Annotated in this window: 12 protein-coding genes; 7 read left to right on the top strand and 5 right to left on the bottom strand. The window is 40.4% G+C overall.

Annotation, left to right across the window (positions count from 1 at the left end):
* Positions 1-41: 41 nt before the first annotated feature.
* From ftsZ to PF327_RS08715, 3 genes are read right to left on the bottom strand one after another with little or no spacing between them, the layout of a single operon-like run.
* Positions 42-1,187, bottom strand: a complete 1,146-nt coding sequence (gene ftsZ / locus PF327_RS08725; protein ID WP_289402194.1) for a cell division protein FtsZ — start codon at positions 1,185-1,187, stop codon at positions 42-44.
* A 22-nt stretch (positions 1,188-1,209) separates the two neighbouring features.
* Positions 1,210-2,598: a cell division protein FtsA gene (ftsA, locus tag PF327_RS08720; RefSeq protein WP_008241773.1), complete on the bottom strand. Its 1,389-nt coding sequence runs from the start codon at positions 2,596-2,598 to the stop codon at positions 1,210-1,212.
* Entirely contained in the window at positions 2,595-4,070 is a 1,476-nt protein-coding gene (locus PF327_RS08715) for a peptidylprolyl isomerase (RefSeq protein ID WP_289402193.1), read from the bottom strand. The genes ftsA and PF327_RS08715 overlap by 4 nt, the downstream gene beginning before the upstream one ends.
* An 85-nt stretch (positions 4,071-4,155) precedes the next feature.
* On the opposite strand from PF327_RS08715, the gene PF327_RS08710 reads away from it, so the two are divergent.
* Positions 4,156-5,463, top strand: a complete 1,308-nt coding sequence (locus PF327_RS08710; RefSeq protein ID WP_289402192.1) for an adenosylmethionine--8-amino-7-oxononanoate transaminase — start codon at positions 4,156-4,158, stop codon at positions 5,461-5,463.
* A 2-nt stretch (positions 5,464-5,465) separates the two neighbouring features.
* Here the strand turns inward: PF327_RS08710 and PF327_RS08705 are convergent, their stop codons facing one another.
* Together PF327_RS08705 and PF327_RS08700 are read right to left on the bottom strand one after the other, a co-directional pair.
* Positions 5,466-6,680: a tetratricopeptide repeat protein gene (locus PF327_RS08705; protein WP_289402191.1), complete on the bottom strand. Its 1,215-nt coding sequence runs from the start codon at positions 6,678-6,680 to the stop codon at positions 5,466-5,468.
* Between the two features lie 153 nt (positions 6,681-6,833).
* Positions 6,834-7,409: a class II aldolase and adducin N-terminal domain-containing protein gene (locus tag PF327_RS08700; RefSeq protein ID WP_008241781.1), complete on the bottom strand. Its 576-nt coding sequence runs from the start codon at positions 7,407-7,409 to the stop codon at positions 6,834-6,836.
* 134 nt (positions 7,410-7,543) lie between these two features.
* On the opposite strand from PF327_RS08700, the gene rsmH reads away from it, so the two are divergent.
* From rsmH to proS, 6 genes are all read left to right on the top strand, one after another.
* Complete coding sequence (rsmH, locus tag PF327_RS08695) at positions 7,544-8,479, top strand: 16S rRNA (cytosine(1402)-N(4))-methyltransferase RsmH (RefSeq protein WP_289402190.1); 936 nt, start codon at positions 7,544-7,546, stop codon at positions 8,477-8,479.
* Positions 8,469-8,738 carry a hypothetical protein gene (locus PF327_RS08690; protein ID WP_008241785.1) on the top strand — a complete coding sequence of 90 codons (270 nt, stop codon included), beginning with the start codon at positions 8,469-8,471 and terminating at the stop codon, positions 8,736-8,738. Before rsmH ends, PF327_RS08690 begins: the two co-directional genes overlap by 11 nt.
* 18 nt (positions 8,739-8,756) lie before the next feature.
* Positions 8,757-11,867 carry an efflux RND transporter permease subunit gene (locus PF327_RS08685; RefSeq protein ID WP_289402188.1) on the top strand — a complete coding sequence of 1,037 codons (3,111 nt, stop codon included), beginning with the start codon at positions 8,757-8,759 and terminating at the stop codon, positions 11,865-11,867.
* Between the two features lie 111 nt (positions 11,868-11,978).
* The gene (locus PF327_RS08680; RefSeq protein WP_289402187.1) at positions 11,979-12,875 is read left to right on the top strand and encodes a polyprenyl synthetase family protein; all 897 of its coding nucleotides are present in this window, start codon (positions 11,979-11,981) and stop codon (positions 12,873-12,875) included.
* Positions 12,875-14,182 (top strand): glutamyl-tRNA reductase, encoded by a 1,308-nt coding sequence (gene hemA, locus PF327_RS08675; RefSeq protein ID WP_289402186.1) that lies wholly within the window; start codon positions 12,875-12,877, stop codon positions 14,180-14,182. The genes PF327_RS08680 and hemA overlap by 1 nt, the downstream gene beginning before the upstream one ends.
* Entirely contained in the window at positions 14,179-15,699 is a 1,521-nt protein-coding gene (gene proS, locus PF327_RS08670; protein ID WP_289402185.1) for a proline--tRNA ligase, read from the top strand. The genes hemA and proS overlap by 4 nt, the downstream gene beginning before the upstream one ends.

The following is a 15,699-nucleotide window of genomic DNA, read 5'->3' as shown; positions in this document are numbered from 1 at the left end:
AGAGTTTCTCTGCTTTAAAGCATAAAAGAGGGTAGGTCTATTTAGTCCATCTGCTTTCTAAGAAATGTAGGTACATCTAAGATGTCTTCATTGTCACCGTTGTATCCACCTACAACCATTTTACTTCTTACCGTATTGATATCACAAGTGTTGGCACTTAATAAAGTTTTTTGTTTTGTGACTGTTGGTTCAGGTACAGCATTTTTATCTTCAAATCCTGTAGCAACGATAGTGATCTTCACTTCATCAACAGCCATGTTCTCATTGGTTGTGGTACCAAAGATCACAGATGCATCTTCATCTGCACTCTCTTCAACAATACTCATCGCTTCACCGATCTCCATGATAGGATAATCAGGGTGGATGTCAAAGTGTACGAGTACACCCATCGCACCATCGATAGAGATATTATCAAGCAGCGGAGACTCGATCGCAGCTTTTGCTGCATCATAGGCTGCATTCGTTCCTGTACTGTATCCTGCACCCATAAGAGCAAGACCTCTATGACTCATCACCGTTTTAACATCGGCAAAGTCAAGGTTGATATCATTTTCCCCATGCGAAAGAATCACTTTAGAGATACCACCTACGGCTTGAGCAAGAATATCATCTACCATTCTAAAGCTCTCTTTGATACCAAGGTTCTTCTCAACGATGGAAAGAAGTTTTTCATTCGGTACGACAATGATCGAATCACTCTCTCTTTTAAGCTCTTCCAAACCTTCTTTTGCAAGCTTTGTTCTTTTTCTACCTTCAAATTTAAAAGGGCTGGTTACAATAGAAACAGTCAGTGCACCTACTTCTTTTGCAGCCTGTGCAATGATCGGTGCAGCACCTGTACCTGTACCTCCGCCAAGACCAGCAGAGATAAAGACGATATCAGAACCCTCAAGCGTCTTTTTGATATCTTCAAAGCTTTCAAGTGCAGCTTCTCTACCTTTCTCCGGAAGCATCCCTGCACCCAGTCCTCTTGTGGCATTGATACCCAATTGCATTTTGTATGGTGCCAAAGAACTGTCCAGTGCCTGTGCATCTGTATTGGCAACGATCAGATCGATCGAGTTTATCCCTTCACTGATCATGTGATTGATCATGTTACCACCGCCTCCACCAACGCCGATAGCTTTGATTTTCGCTCCATTTGTATGACATTTTGTTTCCACTATGTCTATTTCAAACTCTTCCATGTTTTCCCCCTTTATTTAATTTTTAAAAAAGCTGTCTTGCCCAACTCGCCAGTTTTTTAAATGGATTTTTATTTTCATGACCTAGATCCGGCAGATCATCAAATGATATATCTGATCCTTCCTGATCCTCTTTTTTGTGTTCGTTCTCTTCTTTATGACCTCTGGTTGTCTGTGCCTCTTCGGTATTTGATGTATGACCTATCCTGATATCATTAAGGTTATCTTCAAACATTGCTTTTGAATGGAGCAATTCTTGTTGGAAATTGATCTCATATTGCGTATGGCCGCCTGCTTTATAGAGCAGTAAACCCACTACCGTTGAAAATGCTGGATCCTTGAGTTCATCAAAAAGACCATTGACATTATCTGGATAACCCACTCTTACCGGCATACCAGTAAAGATAGCTTGTGCCAATTCTCTCATACCTTTAAGTTTTGTCATACCACCGGTCAAGATAATACCTGCACCTATCTGCTCTTTTAATGCAGATTTTTCCAATGACTTGGACAGGATCATCAGTGCTTCTTCTACACGTGAGAAAATCACAGAGTGAACCACCTCCAACGAGACACCATTACGACTCTCTTCATCACCGATGATCGGGAGTTCTATGACCTCATTGGAACTCTCAATAAGACTCCCGTGACGTACTTTGACATTTTCTGCTATTTGCAGCGGAGTATGAAGTGCCATGGAAAGGTCATTGGTAATATGGTTTGAACCTACACCTAAGAAATCATTGTATCTGATAGAGTTACCCGTATGGATGACAAGATTACTTGTTTGACCACCCATATCGATCACAGCCACACCCAACTCTTTTTCATCCTCATCCATGGTAGCTATCGCAGAAGCGTAACCACTTAAAACAATACCATCTATCTCAACCCCGGCAGAGCGAACGGCTTTTTTAAGATTGGAAAGATTTGATTTTTGTGTCATGATGATGTTAACATCTACTTCCATGCGACTCGCATTCATACCGAACGGATCTTCGATGAAGTCTTGGTCATCGACTCTGAAGTTGTAAGGCAATACATGGATGACATCATACTCAGTAGGTACGTTAGCATTGTAGAGTGCTGTCTGCATCACACGATTGATCTCTTTAATGGAGATGTCTTTATGTGGGATGTTGACAATACCCGTAGAGTTAAGACTCTTAGCATAGGCATTGGAGATGGAAACCGTTGCAGAAGTGATGTTGCTTCCTGCAATACGTTTTGCATCATTAATGGCTTTTTTTATGGATTTAGAAGCGAGTTCTATATTGGTGATCGCACCTTTCTTAACCCCTTGGGATTTAGAGATACCATGTCCTTGTATGGTGACTTCGGAGTCTTGAATTTCAGCAATGATAGCACATATTTTAGTGGAACCGATATCAATAGCTAAAATTGTGTCACTCAATTTGTCAGCCCTCCCATATAGACTTCTGTAGGATATTGTTCATCTAACATCTTAATCAGATTCGATTCAAATATACTTTGTTTCAGTTTATCTGTGGTTTCTTTTACAAAAGCTGTCTGGTTGTCATCCATCGGAAGCAGTTTTTGCTCTAAGATATTATAAACTATAACCTTATCGAATACGCTTATGATACCCTTTTCTTTTGATGATGTAAAGAGTTTTTGTAAAAATTGTAAACTTTCTTGTGTATTTAACGGATTTAGGTTGACATTTTCATCCAATTTGACAAAATCCGAGATGATCATATCGTTCTGATCAACATTTTTCAGTGCTGACTCTGCCAAGGCTAAAAGCGCTTCTTTTTTAGCCTGTTTTTCATAAAGCCCCGTCACTTCCTCTTTGGCCTCTTCATAGGTTTTTACCCTTGGTAGGACAATGTTCTCTATTTTTACAGTGGCATAGGCATCTGCAACGACTTTAGGTTTCAGGATATCACCTACAGATTTCTCTTTCAATTCACTCCATACCTCTTCTGTCAGCTTAGCATCACCCATTGAGAGCGTAATCTTTTCACTGTTGTCAATGGTACCTTTTTTAAATGCAATATATGCTTTTTGTGCTGTTTTTTTAGTTTTCTTGATCTTGAGATCTTTTGTCACCAGTACTTTAGCTTCTTCGAAAGGGAGTTGTTTCCCTGTTTCATCTGTATAGTTGAAGCTGTTTTTGTCATAGTGTGCTTTTAACTCATCTTCTGTGACAGCAGTATCTTTACTTTGTGTCCAGACGATAGAAAGTTCATACATTTGCGGAGTCAAAAAATTCTCTTTTTGCATCTCCCAGTAGGCTTTTACTTTTGATTCATCAGTGACGAAGTTGAGATCATCATTGGTTAATACTTTGTATGCCAGTTTGTCACTAACATTCATAGCCGCAGAGACAGCTTCTTCCTCCAATGGCAAAGGACCTACTGCAAGGAGTGAAAATGTCTTTTCCAAGATAAGTTCTTCTCTAAGTGTCTCTTCAAAGGCATTGGCTCTAAGTCTTTGACTTTTCAGGTAACCCTCATAGATCTCTTTGACAAAAACACCATCTTTTTGGAATGCTCTGATCTCTTGCAGTTTCTGTGCTACTTCTGCATCTGAAACAACAATACCCAGGTCTTTTGCAAAGTTCAAGATCTTCGCCTGAGTTGCCAATCTGGCAAATGCCTGTTTGATCAGTCCCATCTCCTGGGCAGTTTTATCATCCAGTTGTCCTTGCATGGCTTGATTGTATTGATTGTATAGATTGCTGTATACCATGTTGAGTTTTGTTTGTTTGATCTCTATATCACCGACTTTGGCAACATTTCCTGCCTTTGAACCAAAACTGTAACTTCCCCAACCTACAAAACCTGCACCAATAAATGCGATGGTTGCTATCCAGATCGTCCATACCAGATATTTATTGTGTTTCTGCATCCAACTAATCATACTTCATCTACCTTCAATCGAAAAATTTGTACAATATTCTATCTAAACTAAGCTTATCGCTAATGAATCGGAGTGTGAAAAGAATATGTCTAATCAAAATACAAAAATGATGCAACGGGACCTGGAAGTCATATGGCATCCATGTACTCAAATGAAAGATCATGAAACCTTACCGCTTGTGCCTGTTAAGTCAGGGAAAGGTGTCTATCTTTATGATTTTGACGGTAATGCCTATATCGATGCAGTCAGTTCCTGGTGGGTCAATATTTTTGGTCACGCCAATGAAACGATCAACAACAGAATTAAAGCACAGCTTGACACACTCGAACATGTGCTTTTGGCAGGCTTTACGCATGAACCGGCTATAGAGCTTGCACATAAACTTGTCAACATGACGCCTAAAGGTCTGGAGAAGGTTTTTTATGTAGACAATGGTTCTTCTGCTGTGGAAGCTGCTTTAAAAATGAGTTATCATTATCATCTCAACAGAGGAAAGCGTAAAGCACTTTTTCTTTCATTGACAAATTCATATCATGGAGAGACCATCGGTGCATTGAGTGTAGGGGATGTCGAACTTTATAAAGATACTTATGAACCTCTGCTCATTGCCAATATGCAAGTACCTGTACCCAAAGACCAAAGTATCGAAGCTGCCAAAGAAGCATTGCAGGGATTAGAAGAAGTCTTAAAAGAGAAGGCGGATGAGATAGCAGCCTTTATCGTGGAACCTCTTATACAGGGTGCAGGAGGGATGCATATGTACCATCCTGCCTATCTTTCAGGTGCAAGGGTATTGACACAACAGTATGACGTGCATCTCATCGCCGATGAGATCATGACAGGGTTTGGACGTACAGGAAAGATGTTTGCATGTGACCATGCAGAGATATCTCCTGATTTTATGACCCTCTCTAAAGCTTTGACAGGGGGGTATCTGGCGCTTTCTGTAGTCATGACGACCAATGATGTTTATCAGGCTTTTTATTGTGACTATAATGAGTATAAAGCTTTTTTACATTCACATAGCTATACAGGGAATCCTTTGGCATGTGCCGCTGCACTGGCAACTTTGGAGATATTTGAACAGAATGATATCATCGGTGAGAATGAGAAGAAAAGCAGATATATCATAGAACAGTTGGAGAAGTTTTCTGTTTTACTTAATGTCAAAGAGATACGACAGCAGGGTATGGTCACTGCTATAGAGTTAAAGGGGTACGAAAGCACTGAACGTATAGGAGTAAAGATCTACGAATATGCTTTAACACAAGGGGTCTTACTCAGACCATTGGGACATATTATCTATTTCATGCCTCCGTATGTCATCTCTTATAAAGAGATAGACAAGATGATAGAGGTCGCCTATGAAGGGATAAAAAAGGTAGCTAAATAAGTCTACCTTTTAAAGAAACCACCGTTTTCTTTTTGTAAACGTTGATAATGTTTTTGGGCACGTTTAATACCAAAATCCATGGCTTCTTTGTAGAATTGTTCAGCCTTTTTTTTGTCTTGGTTCGTTTCTATACCGTGTTCATAAAACTGTGCCATATCACAGAGTGCCTCAGGGTAGTCTTCAAGGGCTAAACTATGCATCAGTGAAAAGGCTTCAGCTATGTCTTTTGTGAGTAAAATGCCCTTAAAGAGTTCCCGGGCCAACATGAATTGTGCAAACTTTGATTCTGTTGCAGCACAGACAAGCAGGAGTTGTGCAGCTTCAGTCTCTTTACTCTCTTCACTCAACTTTTTGATAGTGGTGAGCGTTTCTTCTATCTCATCCTCAGTATAACCTTCTTGTGAGATCTTTCTTAAGAGATTTTCTACAGAATCAAACTTTTCATAGGTTCTATCTTTAAGCGGATATTGCTTTTTCATACTGTTCAGTTTCTGGGCAATGTAAGGAATGGCTTTATAGTGGAGTGAACGTGTCTCTTCTTCTGTATGTATCGCAGGTTTTAACTCTTTGAGGGGTTCATCTTTAGAGGGGAGATCTTTTTGTATGAATGTCTCACTCTCTTCTTCTTCTTCTTGGGGCATTGACTCTTTTATGATCGTTTCTTCTTTTTCACTCTCTTCACTATCAAAAAAAGTGTCTTTATCTGTATGATTTGTCTCTTTGGGTGATTCAAAGAAAGTATTTGTTGAAGTTTGTGTCACATCTAATTCAATGTTGTCAGTCAATACATGATCAACGTCGATATTGAGAAGGGCATCAAAATCACTATGGTCTACTTTTTTTGTTTCCACTTTTGTCTCTTCAGAGTATTCATCAAGAAGAAAATCATTGATGTCGATCTCTTGAGGTTTTTCATTTCTGTTTGATGTGATAAAAAGATCGAACTCATCTATAATGGCTTGTTCTTCTGCTGCCATAGCGGCTTGTGCTTTTTGTGATGCTCTTTGAATGATGTCCTCAGTAGGTGTTTCAATATATTGGTTAATAAGCCCTTGCGCTTTTGCATAATTCTCTGCCTGAATGGCTGTAACGATCTCCTGGATTTTCACATCTGTTTTAAGCAGTGCCAACTTTAAGACCTGAAGCTGTATGGTCTCAACATCAGTGATGGAAATGGCATGGTTAATGATGCTTAATCTTTTCTGTGTCTGATTCATAGCAGGTATCCTATGTTTGATAGTATTTGGAAGAGTATAACAAAAGTATGCTTTACAGAAGTGTTGACATTTAAAAGGTAGTTATTTGCAGTTACTCTCTTTGAAGCGTGAAGATAGCCACACTATAGAGAAGTAGAAAGGGGAGGGAATACTTTACAGGTTTGCTGATAAAGCCAACAATCTGCAAGAGTTTTCTAAAATGGAAATCTTTTTTGCCATTTCTGTGATGTCCCTATCGTAGGAAATAAGTCCAAACCCTTTGATAAGGAGTAGGTGTGTATCATGTTTTTGGAAAAACCGTGGGATCTCGTAGGGTGCACGTTCCATCCAATCATCTATATTTTTGGGATCATAGACGATGACTTCGCCCAGTACCTTTTGGCCAAAGTAGTCTTGTGGAGAGACTTTCCCATGTTTGAGCGAGTAGGCTGTCGCATAAGGAGGCATTGTATAACAGACATATTTTGCATTGGGGATGGTCTCATAGATATGTTCATGGATATGTACATCAGGATTTGCCATACTCCAACGATAATCTCTCTTTTTACAATCAAGTTTCACAAGTGAATCTTCGGTGAATTCATCTAGGATCGTATCTTTAGAGTTGATGATAAATCCACTGCTGCTCACTCTTGCTGAGATGGAGCCATGATAGACACCAAAGAAGTTTTTGTTAAACAGGGAGAGTGATACATGTTTAATGTCTTCGATGAGATGCTTATCTACCATTTGGGTAACCTTTAGTTAGGAATATTTCGGTATTATATCATTAAAATAGTTGAACCCTCTGAATAACCTGGGTGCTCATCATGGGTTTTATATGAGAAGGTTCAAATCAAACGATTATAGAATGAAGGAAACAGATGGAAACCCCTCACATACCTGTACTTTTAGATGAAGTTTTGGAAAGTTTTAAGGGGGTGGGTGAAGGTTATTTTGTTGACTGTACGCTTGGGTATGCAGGGCATAGTTCTGAAATACTGGCCAAATATGAAAACTTGAAACACATAGGGATAGATAGAGATGATGAAGCTTTGGCTTTTTCTAAAAAACGTCTAGAACCTTATGAAGCACGCAGTACACTTTACAAGGGTACGTTTGCAACAGTTTTTCCTACATTACAAGAGAGTCCGATAGTAGCGGTATTGGCAGATTTCGGTGTCTCCTCTTTACAACTGGATAAACAAGAGAGAGGTTTTTCTTTTACCTCGGAAACACTGGATATGCGGATGGATGCATCTTCACCACTTTCAGCGTATGAAGTGGTGAATGAGTACCCTCAAGAAAAACTCGAATATATCTTTGATATGTATGGTGAAATACGATCCTTTAAGAAATTGGCATCTGCGGTGGTGGAAGCAAGGGCACAGGCACCTATCAACTCAGCTAAGGAGTTAAGTGAGATCGCAAAAACCGTGATCCCTGCAGGAGGAAAGATACACCCCGCAACGTTGATGTTTCAGGCTATTCGTATAGAAGTTAACAATGAATTGGGTGAAATAGAAGGGTTACTGGATGCTTTGGAACACAAGCATGTGAAGGGGGAAGTGGTTTCTCTCATCTCTTTTCATTCTTTGGAAGACCGTCTGGTGAAAAACCGTTTTAAGAAATGGGCGCAAAATTGTATCTGTGATCCTCAGGCAATGCGCTGTACCTGCGGTAAAAACCATGCTTTGGGTAAAGCCTTCTCTTCCAAGCCTGTGACAGCAAGCAAAGAGGAACTCAAAGTGAATCCTCGAAGCAGGTCTGCAAAGCTGAGAAGTTTCAGATTTAAAAAAGACAGTGATAATGGCAAGTAAAAAGAAAAAACTGAAGCCGAACGGTATTACTTTTGGTATGGCAACGGTCATATTGATGTCAATAGCCATTGTACTGATCTTGACAAGCATTAAGATCTACTTGAGTAATCAGATCTATTATGAGAGTAAGGTTGTGAACAAAATGACACGTGAAGTTTCAGTACTTAAAGCAGAAAATGTGATGCTTCAACAGAGTGTAGAGGCATTGAAGTTTAAGAACAGGGTCACAGATACCATTTTTGTCATACAGGACAATTGACGATGAGAAGCAAACAGTATGATACGTAGTTTTATCCGTTTCGCAGTAGATAAGCCCATTATCAACCATATTTTGATGGCTTTCATGTTGGTGCTCTCTGTTTTTGCCTATCAGAACATTGCAAAAGAGATATTCCCTCCTTCTACCCTTGATCAGATATCGGTCCAGGGGGGATATGTCGGTACAAGTGCTGATGTGTTGGACAAAATGGTTGTCACAAGCATAGAGGATGAACTCAAAAGTCTTCCAGAAATAGATACCCTTTACACCAGTATACAAAATGGCAGTTTCAGTATCAATGCCGATATTAAACCCGGCAGTGATACCCAGTTGGTCCTTTCGGATGTGAAAGATATCATCTCAAAAACAAGACGTGATCTTCCTGCCGATATGGACGAACCTATTGCACGTATCGTGGTCCATGAATATCCGCTTCTGCTTGTAGCAGTTTCAGGTAATGTGGAGAAAAAAGCCCTCATTGATGCAGCAGATGCATTGAAAAGTAAACTTGCACTGATCCATGACCTTAGCAGTATAGAGATACGGGGAGATACAGATGAAGAAGTGATCATTACCTTGGATCAAAAAAAGCTGGATGCGTATGGTCTGGATAAATCCGGAGTCTATCAAGCTATTTCAAGTATATCAAGTATTTTCCCTGCAGGAACACTCGACGGTCAGGGTGACCATCTTTATATCTCTACGATCAACGGTGAAAAAAGTGCAAAGGCGTTGGGAGAAACACTCCTGAGCGTAGGCGGAAAAAGTTTTCGTCTGAAAGATGTGGCCGAAGTCTATTATGGATTAGGTGATCCTACACAGATATCTCACTATAACGGTAAACAGAATATCTCTTTAAATATCAATAAAAGTAAAGAGGGGAATGCCATTGCCTTGAGTAAAGAGATACGTAAAATACTTGTAGAATTCAATGAAAAGTATGAGGATGTTAGATTTGAAGCCTATACGGATACCTCTATTTGGATCAAGAACCGTTTGAATCTTGTCTCTTCCAATATTTTGTTTGGACTCATCCTGGTCTTTATGGCCCTCTTTTTGTCTGTCAACATACGTATCGCTTGGGTAGTGGGCATCGGGATACCGGCCAGTTTTTTCATTACACTTATTATTATGGATATGATAGGTTACAGTTTGAATATGCTGACGCTGCTTGGAGCTCTTATCGCACTTGGGATGTTGGTAGATGAAGCCATTGTTGTGGCGGAGAATATCTATAGGCATATGGAGATGGGAAAGAGCCCTAGAGATGCTGCCATAGAAGGGGCAATTGAGATGTTTCCAGCAGTACTTACGGCAACATTGACCACGGTCTTTGCCTTTCTGCCTTTACTGATCATGAGTGGTAAAATGGGGATGTTCATGCAGGTGCTTCCTGTCATGATTTCTGTACTGCTCATCTCTTCTTTGTTTGAGGCATTTTACTTTTTGCCACTGCATTCCAAAGAATTCTTTGCAATGGGTACTTTTAAAAAAGAGAAACATGACAGTAGTTTTTGGAAAAGCTGGGTGAAATGGTATCAAGGGTTTTTGGAGAAACTGTTAGAATATAAGAAGTGGTCTCTTTCCCTTATATTGATCTTTATTGTTTTGGGAACTATGGGTATGGCAAAGATCACCAAGTTTCAGCTTTTTCCAGAGTTTGATGCACAGCAGGTCTACTTGAACGGAAAAGTAAATATCAACAACGATCTGCAAGACACAGAAGTCTATGTCACACAGATAGAAGAAGCACTGCTTGAGATACTGGATGAAAAAGAGATGGATTCAGTCACTTCCGTGATAGGGTTTAAGTTTAACAAAGATCAAAGTTTTGAGTTAGGTGAGAACCTTTTCCAGATCTTTATCAATCTACATGAAAAAGCACCTGAAAACTTTTTTGACAAATATATCAATCCTATATTTTCTTTGGAGTATGACGGCAGTGATATGATCAGAGAAAGACTCTCTCAAGAGATCGCCAAGGAGATACAAGAACGTATTGTTCCCAAATTTAAAGCACAAGAACTCCATGAGGAAAAACTCTATGAAGAGTTCAATGTCTATGTACAACAGGCAGGTATTGTGAGTAATGATATAGAGATCGGTTTTGAACATCCTGATAGAAACAAAATGTTAACTGCCATGAAAAAAGTAGAAGCGAAGCTTGAGAGTATCAACGGGGTGGAAGATATCGCTGACAATGCCAATGAAGGAGAACGTGAACTCAAGCTGCGTGTCAATGAATACGGACAACAGTTAGGTTTTAGTGAGGGGTATGTGATCTCTGTATTGAAGGGTGCTTTTCTCAAGGCAGAGTATGCAAAAATGTTCAACAAAGAGGGCTTGGTCAGAGTAAAGATAGAAGATGTTTATAAGGAGGATGCATCAGCGATAAGAAACTTTAAACTGACAACCCCGGATGGACAGCAAGTGGTACGACTAGCAAATATCTGCGATTTTACCTATCAAAAAAGCTTTGTCAAAATTTTTAAAGAGGATGGTGAAAAAGTACGTTCCCTCTATGCAAGAGTGGAAAAGAAGATCATTACGCCTGTTGAGGTCATGCAACAGTTAAAACCACTTTTGGATGAGATACAAAAAGAAGGGGTCAAAATTATTATCAAAGGGGAAGAAAAAGAGAATGCAAAGTTAAAAAAAGAGCTTGGACAGGCATTGATGATCGCTTTGTTTCTGATCTTTATCACTTTGGTTTGGATGTTTAACTCTTTGGTCTTGCCATTGATCATACTGACAACGATTCCGCTTTCTCTTTTTGGTGCCTTGGTCGGAACAAAACTTATGGGTATCAATATGACGATGCCTGGTATGATGGGTGTCATAGGTCTTGCAGGTGTCGTGGTCAATGATGGACTGATCATGCTTGACTTCATCAAAGGAAGTAAAAATTTTACCCAGATACAAGAAAAAGCAGGGATGAGGCTTCGCCCTATTCTATTGACTTCTGTGACCACGGTACTGGGCTTATCCTCTTTGATGTTCTTTGCTTCAGGACAGGCGCTGATACTTCAGCCTATGGCTATCTCACTAGGTTTTGGTATTGCCTGGGCAACGGTGTTGAACCTTTACTATGTGCCTTTGATGTATGCAGTGATCTATCGGGTAAAATAGGTAGTTAAAAAAGATTAACATTATTTGGCTATAATTATTGACTTTTATATAAATTAGGATACATCCATGGGTAGCATCATTGAGAGCCATGGTAAATAAGGACCGGTATACGTGCTAAGTGCTGTTGAGAGAAAAATAGAACAATTTATAGCTGACCTGAATGATAAAGAGGTAAGTGGACTTTATGCCCATTTACCTCATGGAAAAAGACTGCGTGCAAAGCTCATTTTGAAAATAGCAGGAGGTAGTATCTCTGTTGTGAAAACTGCTGCTATTGTTGAGATGATACATGCGGCAAGTCTTTTACATGATGATGTTATAGATGATGCCTATACTAGACGTTCCAAACCTTCTCTCAATGCACTCTATGGCAATAAAACAGCCATCATGCTGGGTGATGTTCTCTACTCAAAAGGTTTTTTAGAGTTAAATAACATTAGTACGGATGTGGCAAAGATGATCTCCAATGCCGTTGTCCAGCTCAGTCTTGGAGAGCTCAAAGATGTTTCACTTTCCAAAACATTTAATCTGGACAAAAATCTCTATATTGAAATGATCTACCAAAAAACGGCTTCTCTTATGGAAGCAAGTGCCGGAGCTGCAGCTTTGTTGGCCGGTAAGTCCAAAGAGGCCTATATGAGATACGGTAGAAACCTGGGTATCGCCTTTCAAATGATAGACGACCTGCTTGATATTACCTCCGACAGTGCTACTTTAGGTAAACCTGCGTTACATGACTTTGAAGAGGGTAAGACCACACTGCCGTATATCTATCTGTATGAAGTGTTGGAGAGTGAGGAAAAAGAGAAACTGAAATCACTACATGCAAAAAAACTCTCTGCAGAAGAACAACTTTGGATCAAAACGAAAATGCAGGAACACCACGTGATACAAAAAAGTTATCAGGAAGCGAAGCTATTGATAGAAGAGGCGATCACTTTGATGAATGAAAAAGGTGAAGATGCACTCTCAAATATCGCTATGCAGATGATAGAAAGGGATTTTTAATGTATTACCAAGTGATGAGTTTTTCCCATAAAAACTGTGATCAGGGTATGAGAGAAAAGTTGGCATTTGCCAACGATGAAGAAAAAATTGAAATGCTCAATCAGCTGGTCGAATTTGAGTTTATTCATGAAGCATTTATCGTTTCTACATGTAACCGTGTTGAGATCGTATTGGCAACACGTGACAATTTTTCCAGTTATCACACGATCCTGGGACTGATGAGTCAAAAAAGCGAACTGAACTTTTATGAGATCAAATCCGCAGGGGTACGTTACGATGATGAAGAGGCGGTACAGCATATTTTTTCAGTGGTCTCTTCACTGGATTCTCTGGTCATAGGTGAATCTCAGATCACTGGACAGGTGAAAGAGGCATTTATGCTCTCTCATCAAAATGGTACGGCCGGACGCAAACTCAATCGTATTATCTCTTATGCGGTGAAGTGTGCAGCAGAAGTACGCAATGTAACGAATATCTCTCAAAATCCTATTTCGATCGCTTCTGTTGCCGTGGCACAGGCACATAAACTTTTGGGTGACAGTATGGCAGGGACAACAGCTGTGGTAGTCGGTGCAGGTGAAATGGGTGTCTTGGCCACAAAACATCTGCTTAGAGCAGGTTGTGATGTGGTGATGCTGGGAAGAGACCAAGAGAAGGTCGAAGCGCTGGCAGAGACCTTGGGTGAAAATGTAAAAGCAGCGACAATGGAGAAACTTCCAAAGTACCTGAACCGTTATCGTCTGCTTTTTACAGCTACATCTGCCAGGGAACCGATCATTACCCAGGACCTTATAGAGAATGAAGCTTTGCCAAGACTCTGGTTTGATATGGCAATCCCTAGAGATATCGAAGATATGACGTTGGAGAAATTACAACTTTTCCGTATCGATGACCTTCGTACCATCTCTCAAGACAATCATGCACTGCGTGAAGAACAGGCAGTAAGAGCAGCAGAGATCGTTGAGAGATATAAAGAAGAGTTTTATGCATGGCTTAGAGCCCTCTCTATTGAACCGGTGATCAAAGAGATGAGAGAACAGGTCAATGAAGCCATAGACGCTGAAATGAAAAGGGCCCTTAAAAAAGGTTTTGTACCTGCAGACGCCGAAGCAAATATGCGCAAAATGGCAGAGCAGATGTTCAAACGTTTTTTACATGCACCGACACAGAACCTGAGACACTCTTCTACTGAGAAGAAAAATGCGAACTGCATAGAATCGATCAAAAAAATGTTCAATATAGACACAGAAAATATTGACCTGAAACAGTATAAAAATGACCATCATACAAAAGGATACAACGCGTGAGATTTTCAAGATTATTAATCCCTACAACTAAAGAGACACCCAATGATGCAACATTGGCAAGTCATATCTATCTTATCCGAGGTGGATTCATACAATCGGTAGGGGGAAGCGGACTTTATAATTTTCTGCCTTTAGGCAAAAAGATACTTGATAAAGTACATGCAGTAGTGAAAGAGGAATTAGATAAAGCAGGTTGCCAGGAAGTGAGCCTCTCTTTTGTTACACCTGCTGCATTATGGGAAGAGAGTGGCCGTTTAGAGAAGTACGGTAAGGAGCTCCTACGTTTCAAAGACCGTAAGGAGAATGACTTTATTTTAGGACCGACCCATGAAGAGATGATGGTGAACCTGGTGAGACAAACAGTGAAAAGTTATAAACAACTCCCTTTAAATGTCTATCAGATCAACCTCAAGTTCCGTGATGAGATCAGACCACGCTTCGGTCTGATGCGCGGACGTGAGTTTTTAATGAAAGATGCCTATAGCTTCCACACTTCTACAGAAGATATGCAAAGAGAGTTTGCCTTGATGGAAGAGACGTACAAAAAGATATTCACACGCCTTGGACTGGAGTTCAGGGTCGTAGATGCAGACTCCGGGGCGATCGGAGGATCTGGAAGTAAAGAGTTTATGGTATTGGCTGACTCTGGTGAAGATACGATCGTGGTATGTGATAGCTGTGATTATGGTGCTAACATAGAGGCTGCTGTAGCCAGACCGAAAGCCTATGATGCTACTACAGAGATCAAAGTGATTGCGATGAAAGCATTGTATGATGAAGGTGTCAGTAAAGTCGTGCATTTTGCTTTACCTGCATCCGTCGAACTTCAGGATGTGAAAGCATGTAATGCGGTCAATGCCAATGACCTTGTAGAATATGAAGAAGAAGCAGGGATAGAGACACTGGTTGTAGACAGTGCATTGGAAGGGATGGATGATCTTAGTGCAACAGAGAAAACCTACGCAGATATCTCGGCGGTTCAAGAGGGTGATACTTGTGCCTCTTGCGGTGGTTCATTGCGTTATACCAAGGGTATAGAAGCCGGACACATTTTCCAATTGGGCACACGGTACTCTGAACCATTAGCGGCAAACTTCCTGGATGAGAACGGGAAGTCCCAGCCTATGGTCATGGGAACCTATGGTATCGGTGTGAGCCGTTTGCTTGCAGCCATCATCGAACAGAACCATGATGATAAGGGGTGTATCTGGACAAAAGAGTCTGCACCGTTCGATCTTCAGATCATCGTCTCCAACATCAAAGATGATACACAGGTCACTTTAGGTGAACAACTCTATGAAGCGATGCTGGCCAAAGGTGTGGATGTGCTGCTTGATGACAGAAAAGACAGATTTGGTGCTAAAATAAAAGACTATGAGCTTATCGGTGTACCTCATGCAGTGGTCATAGGGAAGAAACTGGCAGAGGGTATCGTAGAGTTTATGACCAGAGACGGTATGTTGAAAGAAGAAGTATCTGTAGATACCATCGCTGAACTTCTGGCTGAAAGATTTTAA

Source organism: Sulfurovum xiamenensis (assembly GCF_030347995.1).
Taxonomy (GTDB): Bacteria; Campylobacterota; Campylobacteria; order Campylobacterales; family Sulfurovaceae; genus Sulfurovum; species Sulfurovum xiamenensis.
Note: the sequence above shows the minus strand (reverse complement) of the source record. Positions and strands in the feature narration are given on the sequence as shown.